The organism is Agrobacterium sp. SUL3, from assembly GCF_001263295.1.
GTDB lineage: Bacteria > Pseudomonadota > Alphaproteobacteria > Rhizobiales > Rhizobiaceae > Agrobacterium > Agrobacterium tomkonis.
Genome location: NZ_KQ414500.1, coordinates 389,245 through 412,624, shown reverse-complemented (window position 1 = coordinate 412,624; position 23,380 = coordinate 389,245). Strand labels below are relative to the sequence as shown.

The 23,380-nt window shown below is 59.8% G+C and carries 23 protein-coding genes and 1 tRNA gene; 23 read left to right on the top strand and 1 reads right to left on the bottom strand.

All coding sequences use genetic code 11. The annotated features are described in order from the left end of the window. The first annotated feature begins 113 nt into the window (after positions 1-113). The 12 genes from AKG12_RS09330 (at position 114) to AKG12_RS09275 (ending at position 12,495) form a co-directional block, all read left to right on the top strand. Positions 114-551: a DUF6163 family protein gene (locus AKG12_RS09330; RefSeq protein ID WP_046798867.1), complete on the top strand. Its 438-nt coding sequence runs from the start codon at positions 114-116 to the stop codon at positions 549-551. Between the two features lie 234 nt (positions 552-785). Beyond that, entirely contained in the window at positions 786-1,295 is a 510-nt protein-coding gene (gene ldtR, locus AKG12_RS09325; protein WP_169539083.1) for a transcriptional regulator LdtR, read from the top strand. 374 nt (positions 1,296-1,669) lie between these two features. Further along, positions 1,670-3,001: a L,D-transpeptidase family protein gene (locus AKG12_RS09320; protein ID WP_046798868.1), complete on the top strand. Its 1,332-nt coding sequence runs from the start codon at positions 1,670-1,672 to the stop codon at positions 2,999-3,001. Positions 3,002-3,189: 188 nt separating this feature from the next. After that, positions 3,190-4,479: a serine hydroxymethyltransferase gene (gene glyA / locus AKG12_RS09315; RefSeq protein ID WP_052818581.1), complete on the top strand. Its 1,290-nt coding sequence runs from the start codon at positions 3,190-3,192 to the stop codon at positions 4,477-4,479. 47 nt (positions 4,480-4,526) lie between these two features. After that, positions 4,527-5,006, top strand: coding sequence for a transcriptional regulator NrdR (nrdR, locus tag AKG12_RS09310; protein WP_003496675.1), 480 nt, complete (start codon positions 4,527-4,529; stop codon positions 5,004-5,006). A 2-nt stretch (positions 5,007-5,008) separates the two neighbouring features. Further along, entirely contained in the window at positions 5,009-6,253 is a 1,245-nt protein-coding gene (ribD, locus tag AKG12_RS09305) for a bifunctional diaminohydroxyphosphoribosylaminopyrimidine deaminase/5-amino-6-(5-phosphoribosylamino)uracil reductase RibD (RefSeq protein WP_052818580.1), read from the top strand. Beyond that, positions 6,253-6,864: a riboflavin synthase gene (locus AKG12_RS09300; RefSeq protein ID WP_052818579.1), complete on the top strand. Its 612-nt coding sequence runs from the start codon at positions 6,253-6,255 to the stop codon at positions 6,862-6,864. The genes ribD and AKG12_RS09300 overlap by 1 nt, the downstream gene beginning before the upstream one ends. Before the next feature lie 281 nt (positions 6,865-7,145). Next, a complete protein-coding gene (locus AKG12_RS09295; RefSeq protein ID WP_052818578.1) occupies positions 7,146-7,778 on the top strand; it encodes a LysE family translocator in 633 nt (210 codons plus the stop codon). Between the two features lie 164 nt (positions 7,779-7,942). Next, positions 7,943-8,389, top strand: a complete 447-nt coding sequence (locus AKG12_RS09290) for a 6,7-dimethyl-8-ribityllumazine synthase (RefSeq protein ID WP_020809943.1) — start codon at positions 7,943-7,945, stop codon at positions 8,387-8,389. Between the two features lie 4 nt (positions 8,390-8,393). After that, positions 8,394-8,891 carry a transcription antitermination factor NusB gene (gene nusB / locus AKG12_RS09285; protein ID WP_052818577.1) on the top strand — a complete coding sequence of 166 codons (498 nt, stop codon included), beginning with the start codon at positions 8,394-8,396 and terminating at the stop codon, positions 8,889-8,891. A 21-nt stretch (positions 8,892-8,912) separates the two neighbouring features. Next, on the top strand, positions 8,913-10,136 hold the full coding sequence (locus AKG12_RS09280) for an MFS transporter (protein WP_052818576.1): 1,224 nt from the start codon (positions 8,913-8,915) through the stop codon (positions 10,134-10,136). Between the two features lie 220 nt (positions 10,137-10,356). Further along, entirely contained in the window at positions 10,357-12,495 is a 2,139-nt protein-coding gene (locus tag AKG12_RS09275; RefSeq protein WP_052818575.1) for a sodium-translocating pyrophosphatase, read from the top strand. A gap of 80 nt (positions 12,496-12,575) precedes the next feature. On the opposite strand, the gene AKG12_RS09270 is transcribed toward AKG12_RS09275, so the two are convergent. Further along, positions 12,576-13,106, bottom strand: coding sequence for an outer membrane protein assembly factor BamE (locus tag AKG12_RS09270; protein ID WP_046798876.1), 531 nt, complete (start codon positions 13,104-13,106; stop codon positions 12,576-12,578). 270 nt (positions 13,107-13,376) lie between these two features. Between AKG12_RS09270 and AKG12_RS09265 the strand changes: the two genes are divergently transcribed. From AKG12_RS09265 to cueR, 11 genes are all read left to right on the top strand, one after another. Beyond that, positions 13,377-13,916 (top strand): ubiquinol-cytochrome C chaperone family protein, encoded by a 540-nt coding sequence (locus AKG12_RS09265; protein ID WP_052818574.1) that lies wholly within the window; start codon positions 13,377-13,379, stop codon positions 13,914-13,916. 8 nt (positions 13,917-13,924) lie between these two features. Beyond that, the gene (locus AKG12_RS09260; RefSeq protein ID WP_052818613.1) at positions 13,925-14,488 is read left to right on the top strand and encodes a YceD family protein; all 564 of its coding nucleotides are present in this window, start codon (positions 13,925-13,927) and stop codon (positions 14,486-14,488) included. Between the two features lie 100 nt (positions 14,489-14,588). Further along, positions 14,589-15,650: a phosphate acyltransferase PlsX gene (gene plsX, locus AKG12_RS09255; protein WP_003496661.1), complete on the top strand. Its 1,062-nt coding sequence runs from the start codon at positions 14,589-14,591 to the stop codon at positions 15,648-15,650. A 4-nt stretch (positions 15,651-15,654) separates the two neighbouring features. Continuing rightward, a complete protein-coding gene (locus tag AKG12_RS09250) occupies positions 15,655-16,626 on the top strand; it encodes a beta-ketoacyl-ACP synthase III (RefSeq protein WP_046798878.1) in 972 nt (323 codons plus the stop codon). Between the two features lie 242 nt (positions 16,627-16,868). Then, a complete protein-coding gene (locus tag AKG12_RS09245; protein ID WP_003502236.1) occupies positions 16,869-17,207 on the top strand; it encodes an integration host factor subunit alpha in 339 nt (112 codons plus the stop codon). A 267-nt stretch (positions 17,208-17,474) separates the two neighbouring features. Further along, complete coding sequence (locus AKG12_RS09240; RefSeq protein ID WP_046798879.1) at positions 17,475-18,008, top strand: MerR family transcriptional regulator; 534 nt, start codon at positions 17,475-17,477, stop codon at positions 18,006-18,008. A 187-nt stretch (positions 18,009-18,195) separates the two neighbouring features. Next, positions 18,196-18,921 carry a hypothetical protein gene (locus AKG12_RS09235; RefSeq protein ID WP_052818573.1) on the top strand — a complete coding sequence of 242 codons (726 nt, stop codon included), beginning with the start codon at positions 18,196-18,198 and terminating at the stop codon, positions 18,919-18,921. Positions 18,922-19,059: 138 nt separating this feature from the next. After that, positions 19,060-19,145: transfer RNA gene (locus AKG12_RS09230), tRNA-Leu, on the top strand. A gap of 162 nt (positions 19,146-19,307) precedes the next feature. Continuing rightward, positions 19,308-21,812, top strand: coding sequence for a heavy metal translocating P-type ATPase (locus tag AKG12_RS09225; RefSeq protein WP_052818612.1), 2,505 nt, complete (start codon positions 19,308-19,310; stop codon positions 21,810-21,812). A 13-nt stretch (positions 21,813-21,825) separates the two neighbouring features. Continuing rightward, the gene (locus AKG12_RS09220; protein WP_052818611.1) at positions 21,826-22,848 is read left to right on the top strand and encodes a 2Fe-2S iron-sulfur cluster-binding protein; all 1,023 of its coding nucleotides are present in this window, start codon (positions 21,826-21,828) and stop codon (positions 22,846-22,848) included. 11 nt (positions 22,849-22,859) lie between these two features. Next, entirely contained in the window at positions 22,860-23,348 is a 489-nt protein-coding gene (gene cueR, locus AKG12_RS09215; RefSeq protein WP_052818572.1) for a Cu(I)-responsive transcriptional regulator, read from the top strand. The last annotated feature ends 32 nt before the right edge of the window (positions 23,349-23,380 follow it).

Genomic DNA, 23,380 nt, shown 5'->3' with positions numbered 1-23,380 from the left:
TTGCCCTGGCTTCCCCTCCTGTCTGCCTTGCCCGGCAACGATGCTTTGACAAGGCAGGCCACCGGATTCAATATGGGCTGGTCGCCCGCCCGTCGAGACCGTATCTTCCGGCCATGGAACCTGATTCTCAACCTCTGCCGAAGCGTCCGCTTACGGAAATCCTCTTTCTGGTCTTCATGAGGCTGGTCGCGGTCTCCTGTTTCTGGTTCGGCCTGCAATATTGGGCAATGCTCACGGGGTATTCGCTGGGCGGGCAGGGCCGGTTCGACATGCTGAACCTGCCGTGGCGTGTGGCGGGCAGTGCGCTGGCGGTCATTTTCCCGGTTGCGGCACTTGGCCTCTGGCTCGGGGCCTCCTGGGGGGCGGTCATGTGGGTCATGGGGGCAGGCGCGCAGATCGCTATGTATAAGGTGTGGCCCCACATCTTCGGCGCCAACACGCTGGTACCCGTCATGCACGGTCTCGTGGCAACCATTTATATACTATTTCTGGTCGCTTTCTGGCTGGATCACCGCCAGAATGAAGAACGCGCAAGAATTGATTTACCATAAGAATAAAGCAATACGGCCTGTTTTGACGCTGTTTTTTATCTCTAAGTCATTGATTTATAATGCATGACTGTAGGCCATTCCCGCTTCGCCACAAGTTGGTCCCTCCAGGGAAAATGCAGGTAACCATTTGTTAATCGTAGCTTTTAAGTAGAATTTTATGCGCATTGATTAGGTTCTCACTCAAGGCGGGAGACAAACAAACACACCGCCAAACAAAACAGTGAGGCAGTCATGATCAATAGCAAAGTTAAGCCGCAGGCCGTTGTTGCCGACGCACACGAAGATACCATCCGTTCGCTCTACATGGAGTCGCTGCATCTGGTGGAACGCCTCCACCGCCGCCTCCTCGATGTCATCAAGGACGAGTTCGATCGTCAGGGTCGTGATGACGTCAACGCCGTACAGGCGCTCCTGCTGTTCAATATCGGCAATTCCGAACTGACGGCCGGTGAACTTCGCTCCCGCGGTTATTACCTCGGCTCGAACGTTTCCTACAACGTCAAGAAGCTGGTCGACCTCGGCCTCATCAACCACCAGCGCTCGCGTGTCGACCGCCGCTCGGTCCGCATCAGCCTGACCGAAGAAGGCCAGGCCATCGCCGAAACGGTTGCCCGCCTTTATGAACGCCACGTCGGCTCGATCGAAAAGGTCGGCGGCATCGGCACCGGCGAGTTCTCCGAAATGAACAAGCTGCTGCAGCGCCTCGATCGCTTCTGGAACGACTCGATCGCTTATCGTCTCTAATATCCGCGACGGTTTCACTGTTTAAGCCGGGGGCAACGCTTTGCCTCCGGCTTGCGGATTCCGCGCAACGCCGTCGCTCATTTTTCATGTCAAGCCCGGTGTCTTATCCGAGCCTTCGCCTTTATTTTCAGGCAACACAGCTTTGTGAGAAAAGGCTCGTGACACGAATTGGCCATATTGATATGGGACCGGCAAGGGTGAGGGAGCCGGCTGTTTCTCCTGCTGTCGCGGCAAGTCCCGACTGTTCCGCCAGACTGTAGTGCCCAGACCCTGGGCCTCGAGCATTACCGGCCGGCAGGCACGTTGTACGTGTTTGTTAATCATATTGATTTAGGCATTGTTGAGAATGCCGAAGAGAGTGGCTGGTAGGTAAAATGACAAAGAAATCCGTTTCCGATTCCGTATCGCGCCGCGCGCTTCTGCGCTCAGCCGTTTCCGTTGGTGTTGCAGCACTTGCCGCGCCGGCCTTGGCGCAGAATGCGCTGAACGACCTTATGGGTTCGTCGCGCCGCGGCAACTGGGATGACCAGTTCGACGCCAATACGTCGCGTTCCACGGTGGGCGTCGTTTCCAACAATCCGGTTCTCGGTCGGGAAGCACCGGTCTACATGCAGCAGGCGATCATGCAATATCAGCAGATCGTGCAGAATGGCGGCTGGCCGGATGTGCCCGTCAGCCAGCAGCGTCTTCAGATCGGCGTCTCTGATCCCTCCGTACAGGCGCTTCGCCAGCGACTGATGGTTTCCGGCGACCTGCCGCGCGAAGCCGGCATTTCCAGCGCCTTCGATAGTTATGTCGATGGCGCACTGAAGCGTTTCCAGGCCCGTCATGGCCTTCCGGCCGATGGCGTCAGCGGTGAGTATACCACCAAGGCGCTCAATGTTTCGGCCCAGATCCGTCTGGCGCAGTTGCAGACGAACCTCGTGCGCATCCAGTCCATGTCGGGCGATCTCGGCCAGCGTCACCTGATGGTCAATATTCCGGCCGCCGCCATCGAGGCGGTGGAGAATGAGCGCGTCGTCCTGCGCAACACGGCCGTTGTCGGCCGCGCCAGCCGCCCGACGCACGTCATCAATTCCAAGGTCTACGAAGTCATCCTCAACCCTTACTGGACAGCGCCGCGCTCGATCGTCGAAAAGGACATCGTGCCGCTGATGCAGAAGGATCCGACCTATCTGGAGCGGAACAATATCCGCCTCATCGACGGCAAGGGGCAGGAAGTGTCGCCGACCGCGGTCGACTGGTTCGCGCCGAAGGCTCCGAACCTGATGTTCCGCCAGGACCCCGGCAAGATCAACGCCATGTCCTCGACGAAGATCAACTTCCACAATCCCAACAACGAATATATGCACGACACGCCGCAGCAGGGCCTGTTCAACAAGCTGATGCGGTTCGAATCTTCCGGCTGCGTGCGTGTGCAGAACGTGCGCGACCTCACGAGCTGGCTGTTGCGCGACACGCCCGGCTGGTCGCGTCAGGAAATGGAACGCGTCATCGCCACCCGCGTCAACACGCCTATCAAGCTGGCGCAGGAAGTGCCTGTTTATTTCGTCTACATCACCGCATGGTCTGCAAAGGACGGCGTGGTGCAGTTCCGCGATGACATCTATGAAAAAGACGGCAACGCCGAACTGGCGCTCAACACCACCACCGGCATGGAGCAGCCGGCCGGCCCTGTTGATGACGACCTTCTGCCGCGCAACTGATCTGCGCTTTTATCGATGAAAACAGGCCGCATCTTCGGGTGCGGCTTTTTTCTTGGCGATTTTCTGAAAACACCTGCCGTTTTTTGTCGCAACGTCGCGTTTTGACGGGCAAATCTCGCACCTCGTATTGCTCTTGTCCGGGCGGAACGCTAAGACGCCATCGCATTACTGTTTCAGGAGCCTTCACCATGTCGAACACAGATGCTTTCTTCTCCCGTCCGCTTGCCGAAGTTGATCCGGATATTTTCGGCTCGATCGAGAAGGAACTGGGTCGCCAGCGCCACGAGATCGAACTGATCGCCTCGGAAAACATCGTTTCCCGCGCCGTGCTTGAAGCGCAGGGTTCGATCATGACCAACAAATATGCCGAAGGTTATCCGGGCAAGCGCTATTACGGCGGCTGCCAGTTTGTCGACATTGCTGAAGAGCTTGCCATCGAGCGCGCCAAGAAGCTGTTCGGCGTCAACTTCGCCAACGTCCAGCCGAATTCCGGTTCGCAGATGAACCAGGCCGTGTTCCTTGCGCTCCTGCAGCCGGGCGACACCTTCATGGGTCTCGATCTGAACTCGGGAGGTCACCTGACACATGGTTCGCCGGTCAACATGTCCGGCAAATGGTTCAACGTCGTGTCTTACGGCGTGCGCGAAGGCGACAACCTGCTCGACATGGACGAGGTGGAGCGCAAGGCCAAGGAAACCCGGCCGAAGCTCATCCTCGCAGGCGGCACCGCCTATTCGCGCGTCTGGGACTGGAAGCGTTTCCGCGAGATCGCCGATGAAATCGGCGCTTACCTGATGGTCGACATGGCCCACATCGCCGGTCTCGTTGCCGGTGGCCAGCACCCGTCGCCATTCCCGCATTGCCATGTTGCAACGACGACGACGCACAAGTCGCTGCGTGGCCCGCGTGGCGGCATGATCCTCACCAATGAAGAGGATCTGGCCAAGAAGTTCAACTCGGCTGTATTCCCCGGCCTGCAGGGCGGCCCGCTGATGCACGTCATCGCCGCCAAGGCCGTTGCCTTCGGTGAAGCGCTGCAGCCGGAGTTCAAGGACTATGCCGCACAGGTCGTCAAGAACGCCAAGGCGCTGGCTGAAACGCTGGTCGAAGGCGGTCTGGATGTCGTCTCCGGCGGCACCGACAACCACCTGATGCTGGTTGACCTTCGCAAGAAGAACGCCACCGGCAAGCGTGCAGAAGCCGCACTCGGCCGCGCTTATATCACCTGCAACAAGAACGGCATTCCCTTCGATCCGGAAAAGCCCTTCGTCACCTCCGGTGTCCGTCTCGGCACGCCGGCTGGCACGACGCGCGGTTTCAAGGAAGCGGAATTCCGCGAAATCGGCAAGCTGATCGTCGAGGTTCTCGATGGTCTGAAGGTTGCCAATTCGGACGAGGGCAACGCCTCCGTCGAGGCTGCGGTGCGTGAAAAGGTCGTCGGCTTGACCGACCGTTTCCCGATGTACCCGTACATGTAAGAAAGGCCGCATGTACCTGTACATGCACCTGAAAAGAGAGGAAAACGATGCGCTGCCCATTTTGCGGTTCCGAAGACACACAGGTCAAGGACTCGCGTCCGGCGGAGGACAACACCTCCATCCGTCGGCGGCGCATCTGCCCCGATTGCGGCGGCCGCTTCACGACCTATGAGCGCGTGCAATTGCGCGAGCTGATGGTCATCAAGAAAAGCGGCCGCAAGCTGCCCTTCGACCGGGAAAAGCTGGTGCGATCTTTCGAGATCGCGCTGCGCAAGCGCCCGGTTGATCGCGACCGGATCGAGCGGGCCGTTTCCGGCATCGTTCGTCGCCTGGAAAGTTCGGGCGAGACGGAAATTCCTTCGGAAGAAATCGGCCTGCAGGTGCTGGAAGCGCTGAAAAGTCTCGATGACGTGGCCTTTGTGCGTTACGCCTCGGTCTATCGCGATTTCAGCCATGCCGAGGATTTTGAAAACGTGATCGCCGAAATCAACGCCAAGATCGCCCGCGATACGGACGCCGGAGTCTAGCCGTGACGAGCCGTGCCGATGACGAAAGGTTCATGGCAAGGGCAATCGAGGTTTCGCTTCGCCACCAGGGCCAGACGCTGACCAACCCCTCCGTGGGCTGTGTTCTCGTCAAGGATGGGAAAATCATCGCCGAAGCCGTGACCGCCATCGGCGGCCGACCCCATGCCGAACGTCAGGCGCTGGAAATCGCCGGTGAGGCGGCGCGTGGTGCAACCGCTTATGTGACGCTCGAACCCTGCTCCCACTGGGGCAAGACCCCGCCCTGCGCCAATGCGCTGGTGGAATACGGCGTCGCGCGTGTCGTCGTGGCGGTGAATGACCCCGATGAGCGGGTTTCCGGTAGAGGTTATACGATTTTACGCGATGCCGGCATCGTTGTGGAAACCGGCCTGCTGCGGGCGGAAGGCCAGCGCGCGCTTGCCGGCTACCTCACGCGTCAGGTGAAAAAACGCCCACATGTGATTCTGAAGCTTGCTGTTTCCGCTGATGGGATGATCGGCAGGAAAGGCGAGGGGCAGGTCGCGATCACCGGTCCTGAGGCGCGCCATGCCGTGCATGAGCTGCGGGCGCGTTGCGATTGCATCCTTGTGGGTATTGGCACGGCGATTGCCGACGATCCGGAGCTGACGGTGCGTATTGCGGGCATGGAACAGCGCTCGCCGGTGCGGATCGTGCTGGATAGGCAGTTAGAGTTGCCGCTGACGTCGAAGCTGGTGAGGACTGCGCGGGAGGTGCCGGTGGTCGTTGCCGCTTTACCCCCCTCTGCCCTGCCGGGCATCTCCCCCTCAAGGGGGGAGATCGATGGAGCGGCGCTCCATCGTGCATCGACGAGCAGAGAGGATGAACCGAAGGCGCGATTTGCACGAGCGGCCAGCCCCTTGCCGATCTCCCCCCGTGAGGGGGAGATGCCCGGCAGGGCAGAGGGGGGTAGCCCCGACCACCGGCGCCAGCAACTAACCAACGCCGGCGTCCAGATCCTCGAAGCCACGACCCTCGAAAACCTCCTCCACACCCTAACCGATAGCGGCATGTCGGAACTTCTGGTCGAAGGTGGCGCCTTTGCCGCAAAATCATTCCTTGAAGCCGGGCTGGTGGACCGTATCATGCTGTTCGAAAGCCCCGTCGTGATCGGTGAGGGCGGCATTGAAACGCCGCTCCGCCGTGCCGATATCACGGGCGATTATGCTCTGGTCAGCGAAACCGCCTATGGGCCGGATCGCTGCTTCGATTATGAAAGGCCGATTTGATGTTTACCGGAATTGTCACCGACGTTGGAACCGTTTCCGAGCTGGAAGCCCTGGCTGAAGGAATTCGTCTGCGGGTGGCGACCAATTACGACCCCAAGACCATCGATATGGGCGCGTCCATCTCCCACGGCGGCATCTGCCTGACGGTAACGAGGCTGCCGGAAGACGGCAGCAACGAGCGCTGGTATGAGGTCGAAGCCTGGGAAGAAGCGCTGCGCCTGACGACGATTGCCGGCTGGAGACAAGGCACCCATGTCAACCTGGAGCGGGCGCTGAAGATCGGTGACGAGCTTGGCGGTCACATCGTCTCCGGCCATGTCGATGGCAAGGCGGAAATCTTGGCCGTGGAGCCGGAAGGCCAAGCGGTACGTATCCGCCTGCGCGCGCCGGACCATCTGGCGAAATTCGTTGCGCCCAAGGGTTCCGTGGCGCTCGACGGCACCTCGTTGACCGTCAATGCCGTCGAAGGCACGGATTTCGACGTATTGCTGATCCGCCACACGCTCACCGTCACCACATGGGGCGAGCGCCAACCGGGCGATTTCGTCAATTTCGAGGTCGACACCATGGCACGCTACGCCGCAAGGCTTGCGGAATTTCCCTCGGCGTAACCGAACGCTCGGCATTGTGCTGTTATGCACTTCCGTCATTCCGGCCTTGAGCCGGAATCCAGCCAGCCCAAGTCTTTGGGCTGAAAGGACTCTCCCCGCCGCACAGACGTGCGTCGACTGGATTCCGGCTCAAGGCCGGAATGACGGATGGGGAGTGGCGAGCACGCCAAACCGGGTATTGGGCGTTACCCTGCTTCCGATGAAGTCGGAAACGCTATAAAGACGTTTCTTCGGCTGCTTTCATATTGGTAGCGGGCCAAACGGGGTAGGGGAATTTCGACATGCCGTCATTTGAACTGCTGACCGCCTTTTTCATAACCACCGCCCTGTTCGCCTATATTCCCGGCCCTGCCATGCTTTATGCGGCGGCGCAGACCATGGCGCGTGGCCGGTTTGCCGGGCTGATGGCGGTACTTGGCATCCATGTCGGCTGCTATTTCCACATCTTTGCCTCTGCGGCAGGGCTTTCAGTGCTGTTTCAGGCTGTTCCCTGGCTTTATCTCGCCGTGAAGCTCTGCGGCGCGCTTTATCTCGTCTGGCTCGGTTTCTCGATGCTGCGCAGCAAGCTCGAGGGCGAGGCGGTCAATCTGACCATCGAGCCGAAATCGGCCCGCCGCGCTTTCATCGACAGCATCATCGTCGATGTGCTCAACCCGAAGACCGCGTTGTTCTTTCTTGCCTTCCTGCCGCAATTCGTCGATCCGGCTGCCGCCTTTCCGGTCTGGTTGCAGCTTCTGATCCTCGGCATCGCCGTCAATTTCATCTTTTCCTCTGCCGATCTCGTCGGCGTGCTTCTGGCAGGTGCCATGGTCGGGCGTTTGAAGCGCTCCAGCGCGGTGCAGGTGCTCGCCCGGCGCGCTGCCGGAACGGTGCTGATGGGGCTTGGCGTGCATCTGGCCTTCCAGAAAACCTGATTGTCGCGGAGCCGCGCCGGGAGGCGTGAAACCCGGCCAAATGCCCCGCAAACGCGGCCTCCTGCGCCTGTGACATATGAAATTACTTGCCAAAAACGGCCAGCCGTGGTTTGACCGCCGCAAAAGCCGGTATGATCCGGCATCAAGCTTTTCAGGAAAATATCATGTCCAAACCCCATCTTCTTATCGTGGAAGCACGTTTTTACGACGATATGGCGGATGCTCTTCTCGAAGGTGCGAAATTCGCGCTCGATGAGGCTGGCGCCACCTATGACGTCATTACCGTTCCCGGCGCGCTCGAAATTCCTGCCGCCATCGCCATGGCGCTTGACGGTGCCGACAATGACGGCACGGAATATGACGGTTTCGTCGCGCTCGGCATGGTCATCCGCGGTGAGACCTACCACTTCGATATCGTCTCCAACGAATCTTCCCGCGCCTTGATGGATCTCGCCGTCAGCGAATCGCTGCCGATCGGCAACGGCATCCTCACCGTCGAAAACGACGAGCAGGCCTGGGCGCGCGTGCGCCGTTCCGACAAGGACAAGGGCGGTTTTGCCGCCCGTGCAGCGCTGACCATGATCGAACTGAAGAAAAAACTGGGTGGCTGAGCGCATGTCGAATGTTGATAATGGCGGCGAACCGCGCCATCCCTCGGTAAAACCGGCCAACCAGCGCGGCGCGGCCCGCCTTGCGGCCGTGCAGGCGCTCTACCAGATGGATGTCGGCGGAACCGGCGTGATGGAAGTCGTGGCCGAATATGAGGCGCACCGTCTCGGTCAGGAAGTCGATGGCGATACCTATCTGAAGGCCGATCCGTCGTGGTTCCGTTCCATCGTCTCCGGCGTCGTCCGTGACCAGACGAAGATCGATCCTCTGGTGCGTTCCGCCCTTCTGGAAGATTGGCCGCTGTCGCGTCTCGATGCCACCGTGCGCGCCATCCTTCGCGCCGGCACCTTCGAGATTCTCGAGCGCAATGACGTGCCGGTCGCCGTCATCGTCACGGAATATGTCGAAATCGCCCGTGCTTTCTTCGAACACGACGAGCCGAAGCTGGTGAATGCGGTGCTTGACCGCATTGCCAAGCAGGTGCGCGGCGAGGCAAAACGCTAAGATACGTTAAGTGAGGAAGACATGAGCGCCGTTTCCGTCCCCGGGCTTGAAGTTCAACTGGACGAGGCGAAGCGCAACGTCTTCCTCTTGACTATGGCGCAGGCGATCATGGGATCGGCCGCGCCTTTGAGCTTTTCGGTCGGCGCGCTTGCCGGCTATCAGCTACTGGGCGCGGACAAGTCACTGGCAACCGCGCCGCTCACCGGCTTCAATATCGGCGTGGCGCTCGGCGCCATCTGCGTTGCGGCGGCCTCACGGTTCCTCGGCCGCAAGGCCGGTTTCATGGTCGGCGCGCTGATGTGCTCGATTGGCGGCGGCATCGCCGCGGTGGCGCTCTTCCGCTCGGATTTCTGGCTGTTTGCCGTCGGCCTGCTGCTGATCGGTATTTCCGGCGGCTTCACGCAAAAAATCCGTTTCGCCGCAGCCGATGCATCGCCATCCTTTTACAAGCCGAAGGCGATTTCCTGGATTCTGGCAGGCGGGATCATTTCGGCCATCGTCGGGCCGCAACTGGCAATTCTCGGCAAGGACCTGCTTGCACCGGTCACTTTTGCCGGCGCGTTCATCGCACTGGTGCCGCTCGGCCTTGTCTCGATCGCCATTCTGGCATTCCTGAAATTGCCCGACCCGAAGGCCGCATCCACCCATACGGAGGCCGTGCGGCCGCTGTCGGAAATCGTCCGCACCCAGCGTTTCATCACCGGTATGATCTGCGGTATCGGTTCTTATGCGCTGATGACCTTCATGATGACCGGTGCGCCGCTTGCCATGGTGGTCGGCTGCGGTTTCCCCACGGAACTCGCCACGCTCGGCATCCAGTGGCACGTTCTGGCCATGTTCGCTCCGAGCTTCTTCACCGGCATGCTGATTTCCCGATTCGGTGCGGAAAAAATCGTGGCGGCCGGCCTTATCGTGCTGATGGCCTGCGCCATCGTTGCCCATATGGGCATCGAATTGTGGAATTTCTGGGCGGCGCTGATTCTGCTCGGGCTTGGCTGGAATTTCGGTTTTATCGGCGCAACCGCCATCATCACGTCAAGCTATCGCCCGCATGAAGCGGACAAGGTGCAGGGCTTTCACGATATCGTACTGTTCGGCACCGTGGCGCTCTCGTCCTTCTCTTCCGGCAAGGTGTTTACGGCATGGGGCTGGTCGGTGATGAACCTCGTCATCTGGCCGGTTGCAGGCCTTTGCCTGCTGCTCGTCCTCTCGCTGCTGCTGAGGCAGCGCAAAACCGCCGCATAAGGTCGCGTTCCTTCTCTACCCCTTTCATGTTTCAGGCAAATTTGTGGGCTTGACGCCGCACCTTTCGCCAACGCAATCTTGCCGCGCAGGTTGTTTTTCCTTGGGAGGGGAATAAACGGCCCCGACAGGACCTGGTGCGCGTGTGAACGCCCATGTCCTTGCACATGGTTCGCCGCGCCGGGGAGGGAGTGAGACCCGGCCTTTTGGGAGGTAAGTGCGCATGACCGTAATACCCTTAGTGATTTTATGTGGGGTCCTGTCCGTGGTTTACGCGGTGTGGACGACCAAGAGCGTTCTCGATGCCGATCAGGGCAACGAGCGTATGCGTGAAATAGCAGGTTTTATCCGTGAAGGTGCGCAGGCTTATCTCACCCGTCAATATCTCACCATCGCCATCGTCGGATTGATCGTCGCCGTTCTCGCCTGGTATCTGCTGTCGGCCATCGCGGCCATCGGTTTCGTTATCGGCGCGGTACTGTCCGGCGTCGCCGGGTTTGTCGGCATGCACGTTTCCGTGCGCGCCAATCTGCGCACCGCGCAGGCCGCGTCCCACAGCCTTGGCGCCGGCCTCGATATCGCCTTCAAATCGGGCGCCATTACCGGCATGCTGGTTGCCGGCCTCGCGCTGCTTGGCGTTTCCATCTATTATTTCATCCTGACCTCGGTCCTTGGCCATCCACCCGGCTCGCGCGCGGTCATCGACGCGCTGGTGTCGCTCGGCTTCGGCGCATCGCTGATTTCCATCTTCGCCCGTCTCGGCGGCGGCATCTTCACCAAGGGCGCCGATGTCGGCGGTGACCTCGTCGGCAAGGTCGAGGCCGGCATTCCGGAGGATGATCCGCGCAACCCGGCAACCATTGCCGACAATGTCGGCGATAACGTCGGCGATTGCGCCGGCATGGCGGCCGACCTGTTCGAGACCTATGCCGTGTCCGTTGTTGCGACGATGGTTCTCGCCGCGATCTTCTTTGCCGGAACGCCGATCCTGGAAAGCGCCATGGTCTATCCGCTGGCGATCTGCGGCGCCTGCATCCTGACCTCGATTGCCGGCACCTTCTTCGTCAAGCTCGGCACCAACAATTCCATCATGGGCGCGCTCTACAAGGGGCTTATCGCCACCGGCATCTTCTCGGTCGCCGGTCTTGCGGTCGCCACCTATGCAACGGTCGGCTGGGGAACGATAGGCACGGTCGCCGGAATGGAAATTACCGGCACCAACCTCTTCCTCTGCGGGCTGGTCGGCCTCGTCGTAACGGCGCTGATCGTCGTCATCACCGAATATTATACCGGCACCAACAAGCGCCCAGTCAACTCCATCGCCCAGGCATCGGTTACCGGCCACGGCACCAACGTCATCCAGGGCCTTGCGGTCTCGCTGGAATCGACGGCGCTGCCGGCCATCGTCATCGTCGGCGGCATCATCGGCACATACCAGCTCGGCGGCCTGTTCGGCACCGGCATCGCGGTCACCGCCATGCTTGGCCTTGCCGGCATGATCGTCGCGCTCGACGCCTTCGGCCCGGTAACGGACAATGCCGGCGGCATCGCCGAAATGGCGGGCCTTGATCCGGATGTGCGCAAGGCGACCGACGCGCTGGACGCCGTCGGCAACACCACCAAGGCGGTCACCAAGGGTTATGCCATCGGCTCTGCCGGTCTTGGCGCGCTGGTGCTGTTTGCCGCCTATGCCAACGACCTTTCCTACTTCGCCGCCAATGGCGATACCTATCCTTACTTCAAGGATATAGGCGAGATTTCCTTCAGCCTTGCCAATCCTTACGTCGTTGCCGGCCTGCTGTTCGGTGGCCTCATCCCCTACCTCTTCGGCGGGATCGCCATGACGGCGGTGGGCAAGGCGGCAGGTGCCATCGTCGAGGAAGTACGCCGCCAGTTTCGCGAAAAACCCGGCATCATGGCGGGCACGGAAAAGCCTGACTATGGCAGGGCGGTGGATCTGCTGACGAGAGCCGCGATCCGGGAAATGATCATCCCGTCGCTCCTGCCGGTTCTGGCCCCTCTCGTCGTCTATTTTGGCGTGCTGCTGATCTCGGGCTCCAAGGCGTCTGCCTTTGCCGCACTTGGGGCGTCACTGCTCGGTGTCATCATCAACGGCCTGTTCGTGGCGATTTCCATGACGTCAGGCGGCGGCGCATGGGATAATGCCAAGAAGAGCTTCGAGGATGGTTTCATCGACAAGGATGGCGTGCGCCACGTCAAGGGTTCGGATGCCCATAAAGCGTCGGTGACGGGTGATACCGTCGGCGACCCCTATAAGGACACCGCCGGCCCCGCCGTCAATCCGGCCATCAAGATCACCAATATCGTGGCACTGCTGCTGCTGGCGGTTCTTGCCCACTGAAAGCCTGATACCTGACACACAAAAAAGGCCCGGGGAGCAATCCTCGGGCCTTTGATTTTGCGAATGCTTTTGCCTGCCGGTCAGGGCGTATTGTTGCCCTGGCCGAGAATGCTCTTGGCGATGTTGGCGCCCGAGGTGCCGCCGGAGAGCAGCTGCTGCAGGAAGGTGAGATCCTTGCCGCCCGTCGGGGTGGTGCGCGAAATCGTGTCGAAGACCTTGCCGTCCTGCAGCGCGTAATTGGCCTTGCGCTCGATCACGCCGTCCTTGTTGAAATAGATGGCGAGAATGTTCTGCTCGACCAGCGTCGGCTTCATGAAGGCGGCGCGGCGCACGCGCTTCTGCGAGATGTAATAGAACACCTCGTTGCCGAAGGTCGCCGTGGTGGAGGGCGTGCCCATCGTCAGCAGAACCTGTTCGCGGCTGGAGCCTTCCGGGATCAGCTGCAGCGACTGCTCGTCCATGACGTAGCCATTGTGGAACACGTCGGTTGTGCTGGTGCAGGCGGAAAGCAGGCCGGATGCGAGAACAATTGCGATGGCCGTCTTGCTCAGAATTTTGCCGTGACTTGCGGATTTCTGCTTGCTCAACTGCTTTTCCCCGACTGCGATCATGAATGGCACCTTCCGGCATTGCGTGGTGCACAGTGTCTGTGCACATGATTGTGTCAATCCGGGGACGGAAAATCCCGATCACCCCCCGAATTCAATGCTTTCCCGGCCTTTTGGAACTCCTCCGGTTCTCTTCGACTGTTTCAGCCGAAAGACGAACGTGACCGCGACAGCATTGCAATTCGTGGATGCTTCGGTAAACCAGCTTTGACGATCATGCAACAAGTGCGAGGGGCGGTAAGTGAATTCACCGGTCACGTTCGGAAAAAAACGATGATATTCGGGCTGTTCAAGAAGAAAAACAACAATCGCGCCATAGTCGACCGGCAATATGAGACCTTGACGGCTGCTGCCCGCACGCCCGGTTTTTATCTCGATTTCGGCGTTCCCGATACCGTGATGGGCCGTTTCGAGATGCTGTCGGTCATCATGATTCTCTATTTCCGTCGCACCAAATCTTCCGGGGTCAGCGGCCAGGAGATTGCGCAGGAGATCGTCGACGCCTTTTTTCAGGATATCGATCATTCCATCCGTGAACTCGGTATCGGTGACCAGGGTGTGCCGAAACGCATGAAGAAATTCGCCGGCATGTTTTACGGGCGGCTCGAATCCTATGCGGCGGCACTGGATGCATCCGACCCCGTTGCCCTTGCCGCAGCGCTCCGGCGCAATATATATCCGCAGGCAGACGAGACGGCGCCGGCGCTGGACGGGCTGGCGGGCTGGATGATGGAAGCCTCTTCAGCCCTTTCCGCCGGCTCCGAAGAAACAATAGCAACCGGAAGCCTGACGCTGCCCTTGCCTGGACGATGAGGTTCACCATGAACACGCGACACGCCGCAAATGACGACCTGCCTTTTTCCTATCCCGTAAAGGTAGGCCATATTTCCGCCAATCCCGTCAGGATTGGTCTGGAAGCCAACGCCGAGGAGCTGAAGGCGCTGGCAAAATTCTGGAATGTGGTTTCTGTCGATTATCTGAAGGCGGAATTGCAGGTTACCCGTTGGAAGAAGGACGGCGTGAAGATCAAGGGCGAGGTGCATGCGGCCGTGACCCAGTCCTGCGTCGTGACGCTGGAGCCGGTCACGAGCAAGATCGACGAGCCTGTGGAGCATATTTTCGTGCCGGAGGGATCGAAACTGGCGCGGATGGTCACCAATGAGGAGGGCGAGATCGTACTCGACCCCGATGGCCCTGACATTCCCGACCAGTTCACCGGTGACAGCATCGATGTCGGCGCTGCGGTTGCCGAATTCGCCGCCCTTGCGATCGATCCCTATCCACGCAAGCCGGATGCGGAATTTCCGGAAGCCGCAGACAAAGAGCCTGAAGAGGAAAAGCGCCCGTCGCCTTTCGCCGCGTTGAAAGATTGGAAAAAAGACTGAATGGCCCCGTTGGGCTGAAATAATTTTATTGTAACAAAAGCCGGAAAAGGTATTTTCGCGCAAAATCCGCTTGAGTGGCGGCAAAAAGGATAAGGGACGAGTGATCAGAATTGCAATTGACGTCATGGGTGGCGATTTCGGCCCAGATGTTGCCATACCCGGTGCCGCCAAGGCGCTTGAACGGCACAACGATGTAACTTTTCTGCTCTACGGGCAGAAGAGCAAATGCGACCCCATTCTGGCACAATATCCCGCACTTCGGGAAAAGTCGGTCTTTCACGATTGTGAAGTCTCGGTCAGCATGGACGAAAAGCCGAGCCAGGCGCTTCGTCGCGGCCGCTACGTCTCCAGCATGTGGCGCGCCATCGAGGCCGTGAAGCTTGGTGAGGCGGATGTCGTGGTCTCCGCCGGCAATACCGGCGCGCTGATGGCCATGGCCAAATTCTGTTTGCGCACCATGGCGCGGGTGGAACGTCCGGCCATCGCCGGCATCTGGCCCACTTTGAAGGGTGAAAGCATCGTTCTCGATGTCGGCGCAACGATCGGCGCCGATTCCCAGCAATTGCTGGATTTCGCCCTGATGGGCGGTGCTATGGCGCGTGCGTTGTTCGATATCGACCGTCCCACCGTCGGCCTGCTGAATGTCGGCGTTGAGGAGGTCAAGGGTCAGGAAGAGGTGCGTGAGGCCGGACGGCTGATCCGCGAGGCAGACCTTGGCACCATCGACTATCGCGGTTTCGTTGAAGGCGACGATATCGGCAAGGGCACGGTGGATGTGGTGGTAACCGAAGGTTTCACCGGCAACATCGCGCTGAAGGCCGCCGAAGGCACGGCACGCCAGATCACCACGCTTCTGCGTGAGGCGATCTCCCGCAGCTTCTTTGCCAAGATCGGTTATGTTCTGGCGAAAAGCGCCTTTGATGTGCTCAGGGAAAAGATGGACCCGCGCAAGGTCAATGGCGGCGTGTTTCTCGGCCTCAACGGCATCGTCATCAAGAGCCATGGCGGCACGGATGCCATCGGTTTTGCCTCCGCCGTGGATGTCGGCTACGACATGGTGCACAACGGTCTGACGGCCAAGATTGAAAATGATCTGAAAATTTACCACGCAAGACGGCTTCCGCCCCCGGCGCCCGAAGCTCTCGTGGCTGACGAGGAATAAGGGAATGATCCGCTCTATAGTCCGTGGTTTCGGGGCAGCGCTTCCGAAGCGTGTCATGACCAACAGCGAAATCGAAGGGGTCGTCGAGACGACCGACGAATGGATCGTGCAGCGCACCGGCATCCGGCAGCGCTATATCGCCGGCGAAGGCGAAACGACCGCTTCGCTCGGCGAGGCTGCGGCCCGCGCTGCGCTCGACAATGCCGGCCTGACCCCTGATGATATCGATCTCATCATTCTGGCGACGTCCACTCCGGACAACACCTTTCCGGCAACCGCGGTGAATATCCAGAATCGCCTCGGCATGACCCATGGTTTTGCCTTCGACATGCAGGCCGTCTGCTCCGGTTTCGTCTATGCCGTTTCGACCGCCGATCTCTATATTCGCGGTGGCATGGCCAAGCGCGTTCTGGTCATCGGCTCTGAAACGTTCTCGCGCATTCTCGACTGGAAAGACCGCACCACCTGCGTTCTGTTCGGCGATGGCGCAGGCGCTCTCGTTCTGGAAGCTGGTGAAGGCGAGGGGACTTCTGACGATCGCGGCATCCTGACCGCGCAGCTGCGGTCTGACGGTTCGCACAAGGAAAAGCTTTACGTCGATGGCGGACCGTCCACGACAGGCACCGTCGGCCATCTGCGCATGGAAGGCCGCGAAGTGTTCAAGCATGCTGTCGGCATGATCACCGACGTCATCGAACAGGCTTTCGAAGCGACGGGCACGACGGCTGATGATCTCGACTGGCTGGTGCCGCACCAGGCCAACAAGCGCATCATCGACGGATCGGCGAAGAAGCTCAACATCGATCCGGAAAAGGTGGTCATCACCGTCGACAAGCACGGCAATACCTCGGCCGCATCCATTCCGCTGGCGCTTGCCGTTGCGGCCAGTGATGGCCGCATCAAGAAGGGCGATCTGGTCATGCTTGAGGCCATGGGCGGCGGTTTCACCTGGGGTGCGGTGCTGCTGCGCTGGTAACGGTAAATTCATTGCGCGGGGAGGCGTCGACGCGAAATCGGTTGTGTTTTTCGCAGTCGGGGCCTGATCTGTCGCGCCTTAGCACCCTGTCGTTGCGGCAAAACCGCGCTCAGCGCCCTAAGCCCTTGCACTGATTGCCGAAAGCCTCAAATGAATCTGGAACAATCCCTTGACCGGTCGCCACAAGGGAAATAATCTCGGCGGCTCCTAGAGAAAAATTCAGACACGGTTTGTGGGGAAAAATGGCCGGGAAGACAGTGACACGCGCAGATCTTGCAGAATCTGTGTTTCGTAAAGTCGGGCTGTCCCGCACCGAATCCGCAGAACTGGTCGAGACGATCATCGACGAGATTTGCAACGCGATCACCCGTGGCGAGGTCGTCAAGCTTTCGTCCTTCGCGACATTCCAGATCCGGGAAAAGAACGAACGTATCGGGCGCAACCCGAAAACGGGTGAGGAAGTTCCGATTTCGCCGCGCCGGGTCATGACCTTCAAGGCGTCGAATGTGCTGAAGCAGCGCATTCTCAAGGCGCACACGGCCCGCAAGGCCAAGCAAAAGGGCCAAAAGGCCGGGGCGTAAGCTGGCTGCGGCACGGCATTTTTGCCATATGGCAAGCCCTTTTCCCCATTCTTCTTGTGAACATGCTTGAATTTCAACGTGCAAGCCGTTGAAATCCGGTCGACTCGCATCATAATCAATTTTAATAATTGGTATCTTGCCGTGACGGGCATCGGCGTGAAGATCGAATACGGTTTTCGCGACGGTGCAATGTGCGGCGGATGATAGGCGTTCTGTTCAGCACCCGGCTGGATGCATGGCGCTCCAGGTCCGGATGGGAGTGGAAATTTGGACAAAAGCCCCGACGCGTTTCGGACGATCAGTGAAGTGGCGGATGAGCTGAACCTGCCGCAGCACGTGCTGCGTTTCTGGGAAACACGCTTTCCGCAGATCAAGCCGATGAAACGGGGCGGGGGCCGCCGTTATTACCGTCCTGATGATATCGATCTCCTCAAAGGCATTCGTCACCTTCTTTATGACCATGGTTACACCATCAAGGGCGTGCAGAAGCTGCTGAAAGCCAATGGCAACCGTTTCGTGGCGGCCATTGCCTCGGGTGATCTCGCCACCATGGAAGCCATAATGGCGGCGAGCGGTGAGAAGGAAGTTGCCGAACCGCGCGTCATCGATACCGATGGGGACGAGGTCGTCGGCCGTCCAAAGGCCAAGCCGAGCGGTCGCTTCTTCGGCTTCGGCGGCGGCAACAGCGATGCGGAGATATCGGTCGGCAAGTCGGGCATCGGCAAGGATGATCAGGCGCTGCTTCAGGAAGCCCTGTTCGATCTGCTCGAATGCAAGCGGCTTCTCGATCAGGTTCGCTGATCATTTATCCACAGGTCTGTTCGAGCATTTCCAGGAAAAATGAATCCCGATTTTCCGTCCGGAAATGCGCCAAAACAAAGAGTTAGAGCGCTTTCGTGATTCGAAGAATGCGCAAATGCTCTAAAATGCCAACCTTTCGGAAACTCCTTTGGCTGATAATGCGGCTCCGTAAACAAGGAGTCCGATCGTGAGCAATCGAAAATCGACAGGGCGACGCCGGACGGCGAAGAAATCGGCTGGTGGCAGCGTCTGGCCATGGGTGCTGATGCTGGGCCTCGTCGCCGGCGGTATTCAGGCTTACGAATATCGCGATAGTCTTCTGCCGCAGCGCCATGTTGCGAAGGCGACATCCGCGACAACGAATACCCCGAAACTCGCAACCGCAGCGAAACGCGAGGCCGCACCGGAAAAAGTGGCGAGCATTCGGCCTGCATCGCCGGTTTCGCCCGGCAACGGGCCGGTTCCGCCACGCTCCATCGCCATGCCATCCCCATCATCGCAGAGCCAGGTCGCCGCCATTCTGCCGGAAGCCCGGCCCACGATCGAAAAAATCTCTATTGGTGAAAAGAGCGGTGCCTTTGCCTTTTGTGGCCGCTCCGGGCTTAACAATTGTGTGGCCGACGGCAACACGTTCTGGATGAAGGGCGTGAAAATGCAGCTCGCCGGCATCGAGGTTCCGCAGATCGACCGGGCGCGCTGTATGGAAGAACGCCAGCGCGGTTTCGTCGCCAAGGTCAGGCTTCGGGACATGCTGAATGCCGGTACCTTCGATGTCGCCTCTTCCGCGGGTGCCAGCGGGCAAGCCATGGAACGCAAACGTCTTTCGCGTTCAGGCGTCTCCTTTGCCGATCAGCTCGTACGCGAAGGACTGGCACATCCGGCATCTGCAAAAAATCAGTCCTGGTGTGGCTGAGGCCCCGTTGACCGAGACCGTTCTGCCTGTGTAGATGAGGCGCTGTCAGCATTCGGGATCGGAACTGTTTAATCCTGTCCCGACTAATGACGAAGCAAGTTGCAGCGCCGGAGCCGGATCGGCAGGCGGCGCGGTAATGCGGACGTGGCGAAATCGGTAGACGCAGCAGACTTAAAATCTGCCGACCATTGGTCTTGCGGGTTCAAGTCCCGCCGTCCGCACCATCTTCCCTTTGATTTATACCCTATCCGACGTTCTGAGCCGGCGTAAAAACGCCCGTTCATGTGCCGTCGTCCGTTCTTGAAAATCATCAAAAAGAACCTATTGACCTTGCCACGATGGGAAGCCCTATCTTTTTCGATATAAAGAAAAGAGGGGTCATACGCATGTCACAAATAGAGATCCGGGCGAGTCATCAGATTGCGATCGATGGCATGACATGCGCCTCCTGCGTCGGTCGTGTCGAGAAGGCGATTGCCAAGGTGCCGGGGGTCCTGAAGGCCTCGGTCAATCTCGCGACCGAGCGCGCCGATATTGCCTTTTCCGGCCCGCCCGATGTGATGGCTGTCATCGCAGCCGTGCGGAATGCGGGTTATGGCGTCGATGAGAAAACCATCGAACTCGATATTGAGGGCATGACCTGCGCTTCCTGCGTCGGGCGTGTAGAGAAGGCGCTGAAGGCTGTTGCCGGTGTCGCCGATGCAAGCGTCAATCTGGCAACGGAACGCGCCACCGTCCGCGTTGCCGGCAATGCCGTCTCTGCTGCCAGGCTGGCGCAAGCAATCAGCCAGGCTGGCTACAAGGCGAGCGAGATCGCCGCAGATAAGGCCAAGGGTGATGAGCCGGACCGGCGCGAAGCCGAATTGCGCGGTCTGAAAATCAGCCTCGCCGTGGCCGTTGTCCTGACGCTGCCGGTCTTCGTGCTGGAGATGGGCTCGCATCTGGTCCCCGCCATCCATGATTTCGTGATGGAAACGGTCGGCATGCGGGAAAGCTGGTATCTGCAATTTGCGCTGACCACGCTTGTTCTCTTCGGACCCGGTCTGCGCTTCTTCAAAAAGGGCATACCCGCACTTCTGCGGCTCGCACCCGACATGAATTCGCTGGTGGTGCTGGGCACCGCTGCCGCCTGGGGATTTTCGGTGGTCGCGACTTTCCTGCCGGAAATCCTGCCAAGCGGTACGGCCAATGTCTATTATGAGGCGGCGGCGGTCATCGTCACGCTCATTCTGCTCGGCCGTTTTCTCGAGGCGCGCGCCAAGGGTCGCACCAGCGAGGCGATAAAGCGGCTGGTTGGCTTGCAGGCCAAGTCGGCCCGTGTCCTGCGCAATGGCGAAACCATCGATGTGCCGTTGCAGGATGTGCAGACGGGTGATGTGATCGTCGTTCGTCCGGGCGAAAAGGTGCCCGTCGATGGCCTGGTGCTCGATGGCTCCTCTTATGTCGATGAATCGATGATAACAGGTGAGCCGATCCCGGTGACCAAGGCGGCGGGTTCCGAAGTCGTCGGCGGTACGGTCAACCGCAATGGCTCCTTCACCTTCCGCGCCACCAAGGTGGGCGCTGATACGCTGATCGCGCAGATCATCCGCATGGTCGAGGAAGCGCAGGCCGACAAGCTGCCCATTCAGGCGCTGGTGGACAAGGTGACCAACTGGTTCGTGCCGGCGGTGATGCTGGCGGCGCTCGCCACCTTCATCGTCTGGTTCGTGTTTGGGCCGGACCCGGCTTTGACCTTCGCGCTTGTCAACGCTGTTGCCGTCCTCATCATCGCCTGTCCCTGCGCCATGGGCCTTGCCACGCCCACCTCCATCATGGTCGGCACCGGCCGCGCTGCCGAGATGGGTGTGCTGTTCCGGCGCGGCGACGCGCTCCAGACCCTGCGCGACGCCGATGTTATCGCCGTCGACAAGACCGGCACGCTGACGCTCGGCAAGCCGAAAATGGTACATTTCAGCACAACCGAGGGCTTCGACCCTGACGAGGTGCTGCGCCTTGTTGCCTCGCTTGAGAGCCGTTCCGAACACCCCATCGCCGAGGCAATCGTTGAGGCTGCGAAACATGGCGGCCTGATGCTTGCTGATGCGGAAGGTTTTGAGGCCACCCCCGGTTTTGGTGTGGCGGCGATAGTCGACGGCCGTAAGGTCGAGGCGGGCGCGGATCGCTTCATGACGAAGCTCGGCTACGATGTCGCCATGTTCGCCGGTGATGCTGAGCGGCTGGGCAGGGAAGGGCAGTCGCCGCTTTATGCCGCCGTCGATGGCAGGTTGGCCGTGATCATCGCCGTTGCCGATCCGGTGAAGCAGACGACGCCGGAAGCGATTGCGGCGCTGCATGCGCTGGGTCTCAAGGTCACGATGATTACGGGCGACAATCGTCGCACCGCCGAAGCCATCGCTCGCCGTCTTGGCATTGATGAGGTGGTGGCGGAAGTGCTGCCGGATGGCAAGGTCGAGGCCGTGAAGAGACTTGCCGCCGGCGGGCGACGCGTCGCCTTTGTCGGCGATGGCATCAACGATGCGCCGGCGCTTGCGGCAGCCGATGTCGGCCTTGCCATAGGCACGGGCACGGATGTCGCCATTGAAAGCGCCGATGTGGTGCTGATGTCGGGCGATCTTCGCGGCGTTGCCAATGCCATCGCTCTCTCCAAGGCGACGATCCGCAATATCGGCCAGAATCTGTTCTGGGCCTTCGCCTACAACGCCGCACTCGTTCCCGTGGCAGCCGGAATATTGTATCCTGTCAACGGCGTTCTGCTGTCGCCGGTCCTTGCCGCCGGAGCCATGGCGCTTTCCAGCGTATTTGTCCTGACGAACGCGCTGCGCCTGAAAAGCTTCCGTGCCCCGCTGGTGGACAAAGCGGCCGGCATGCAGCTCGCAGCGGCCGAATAGGAGGGCGGATATGATGACGCCTGGCAACACAGTCTATCTGCCGCAGATCGGACGCAGCATCATGGTGGCGCAAGGTGAAACCGTGCTTCAGGCCGCGCTGGCGGCAGGCATCACCTATCCGCACGGCTGTCGCATGGGCCGCTGCGGCGCCTGCAAATCGCATCTCGTCTCCGGCGAGGTCGATCTTCTCAAGCACACGCCCTTTTCATTGACCGATGAGGAAAAGGCGGAAGGCCTGACGCTTGCCTGCCGCGCCGTGCCGCTGAGCGACGTGACGATCGGCTGGCTCAATGGCGAGGACGAATTCGCCGATATTCCGACCGGCCGCTTCGAAGGCGTGGTGGCGGAAACTGTAGATGCGACACATGATATCAAGCTCATCCGCATCAGGCTCGACGATAGGGCGCAGTTCGCCTTCAAACCCGGTCAATATGTGCGCCTGCTTTACCCGGACTGTTCGCCGCGCGACTATTCCATCGCCAGCCGGATTGACGAGGAGTTGATCGAATTCCACATCCGGCATGTGCCGGGCGGCCTGACAAGCGGCCATATATTCGCGCAGGCCAAGGCAGGCGATCCTGTCATATTGGTAGGGCCTTTCGGGTCGTCATTCCTGCGGGAAAAACATTGCGGGCCAATCCTTGGCATTGCCGGCGGCTCGGGTCTGGCGCCGGTCAAGGCGGTTGTCGAGGCTGCTCTTGCAACGGGGCAAGTGACGGGCCGGGACCGTCCTATTCATGTTTATTTCGGCGCCCGCGCCCTGCGTGACCTTTATATGGTCGATCATTTCGAGGCGCTTACCGCGCGGCACGGCAATCTGAGCTTCGTTCCGGTTCTCTCCAATGAGCCACATGCGCAGATGCGGTGCGGTTATGTCGGCAATGCGGTGGCGGATGATTTCGACGACCTTGACGGCTGGAAAGCCTATCTCGCAGGCCCGCCGGCGATGATCGAGGCGACCGTGCCGCAACTGGTGGCGCGGGGTATGCGCACCGCCGACATTCATGCAGACGTGTTTTTCACCCCGGACAGATAGGAGCAGGATCCATGAATATCGGCTCAGCCGCCACCGCGTCAGGTGTTTCTGCGAAGATGATCCGTCATTACGAGATGATCGGCCTGATCAAATCGGCAAACCGCACGGATGCCGGATACCGGGTCTACACGGCCAATGATCTGGAAACGCTGCGTTTCATCAGGCGCGGACGCGACCTTGGTTTCTCGATAGAAAAGATCAGGCAGCTGATGACCCTGTGGCGTGATCCGGGCGGTGCGTCCTGCGATGTCAAACGCATCGTCATGGAACATGTCGTGGATCTGGAAGCCAAGATGCATTCGCTCCGCGACATGGCCGACACGCTTCGAAATCTCGCAACCTATTGCCCTGACAATGGCGAGCCGGATTGCCCGATCATTCAGGATCTGGCGCAATCCGAAGATCCCGATTTTGTTCCGGTGGCGGTTGTGCCCAAGCGCTCCGGAATGCTGAAGGGCACCTCCGGCGTGGCGACGGAGTTATCGCGCCTTATGAAATAAACAGCGGTTCCCATCGGGGACTGATGGTCGAT

Coding starts and splice junctions, on each gene's coding strand:
- AKG12_RS09330 (WP_046798867.1), top strand. CDS start 114: ATGGAACCTGATTCTCAACCTCTGCCGAAGCGTCCGCTTACGGAAATC.
- AKG12_RS09320 (WP_046798868.1), top strand. CDS start 1,670: ATGACAAAGAAATCCGTTTCCGATTCCGTATCGCGCCGCGCGCTTCTG.
- glyA (WP_052818581.1), top strand. CDS start 3,190: ATGTCGAACACAGATGCTTTCTTCTCCCGTCCGCTTGCCGAAGTTGAT.
- nrdR (WP_003496675.1), top strand. CDS start 4,527: ATGCGCTGCCCATTTTGCGGTTCCGAAGACACACAGGTCAAGGACTCG.
- AKG12_RS09300 (WP_052818579.1), top strand. CDS start 6,253: ATGTTTACCGGAATTGTCACCGACGTTGGAACCGTTTCCGAGCTGGAA.
- AKG12_RS09295 (WP_052818578.1), top strand. CDS start 7,146: ATGCCGTCATTTGAACTGCTGACCGCCTTTTTCATAACCACCGCCCTG.
- AKG12_RS09290 (WP_020809943.1), top strand. CDS start 7,943: ATGTCCAAACCCCATCTTCTTATCGTGGAAGCACGTTTTTACGACGAT.
- nusB (WP_052818577.1), top strand. CDS start 8,394: ATGTCGAATGTTGATAATGGCGGCGAACCGCGCCATCCCTCGGTAAAA.
- AKG12_RS09280 (WP_052818576.1), top strand. CDS start 8,913: ATGAGCGCCGTTTCCGTCCCCGGGCTTGAAGTTCAACTGGACGAGGCG.
- AKG12_RS09275 (WP_052818575.1), top strand. CDS start 10,357: ATGACCGTAATACCCTTAGTGATTTTATGTGGGGTCCTGTCCGTGGTT.
- AKG12_RS09270 (WP_046798876.1), bottom strand. CDS start 13,106: ATGATCGCAGTCGGGGAAAAGCAGTTGAGCAAGCAGAAATCCGCAAGT.
- AKG12_RS09265 (WP_052818574.1), top strand. CDS start 13,377: ATGATATTCGGGCTGTTCAAGAAGAAAAACAACAATCGCGCCATAGTC.
- AKG12_RS09260 (WP_052818613.1), top strand. CDS start 13,925: ATGAACACGCGACACGCCGCAAATGACGACCTGCCTTTTTCCTATCCC.
- AKG12_RS09250 (WP_046798878.1), top strand. CDS start 15,655: ATGATCCGCTCTATAGTCCGTGGTTTCGGGGCAGCGCTTCCGAAGCGT.
- AKG12_RS09245 (WP_003502236.1), top strand. CDS start 16,869: ATGGCCGGGAAGACAGTGACACGCGCAGATCTTGCAGAATCTGTGTTT.
- AKG12_RS09225 (WP_052818612.1), top strand. CDS start 19,308: ATGTCACAAATAGAGATCCGGGCGAGTCATCAGATTGCGATCGATGGC.
- AKG12_RS09220 (WP_052818611.1), top strand. CDS start 21,826: ATGACGCCTGGCAACACAGTCTATCTGCCGCAGATCGGACGCAGCATC.
- cueR (WP_052818572.1), top strand. CDS start 22,860: ATGAATATCGGCTCAGCCGCCACCGCGTCAGGTGTTTCTGCGAAGATG.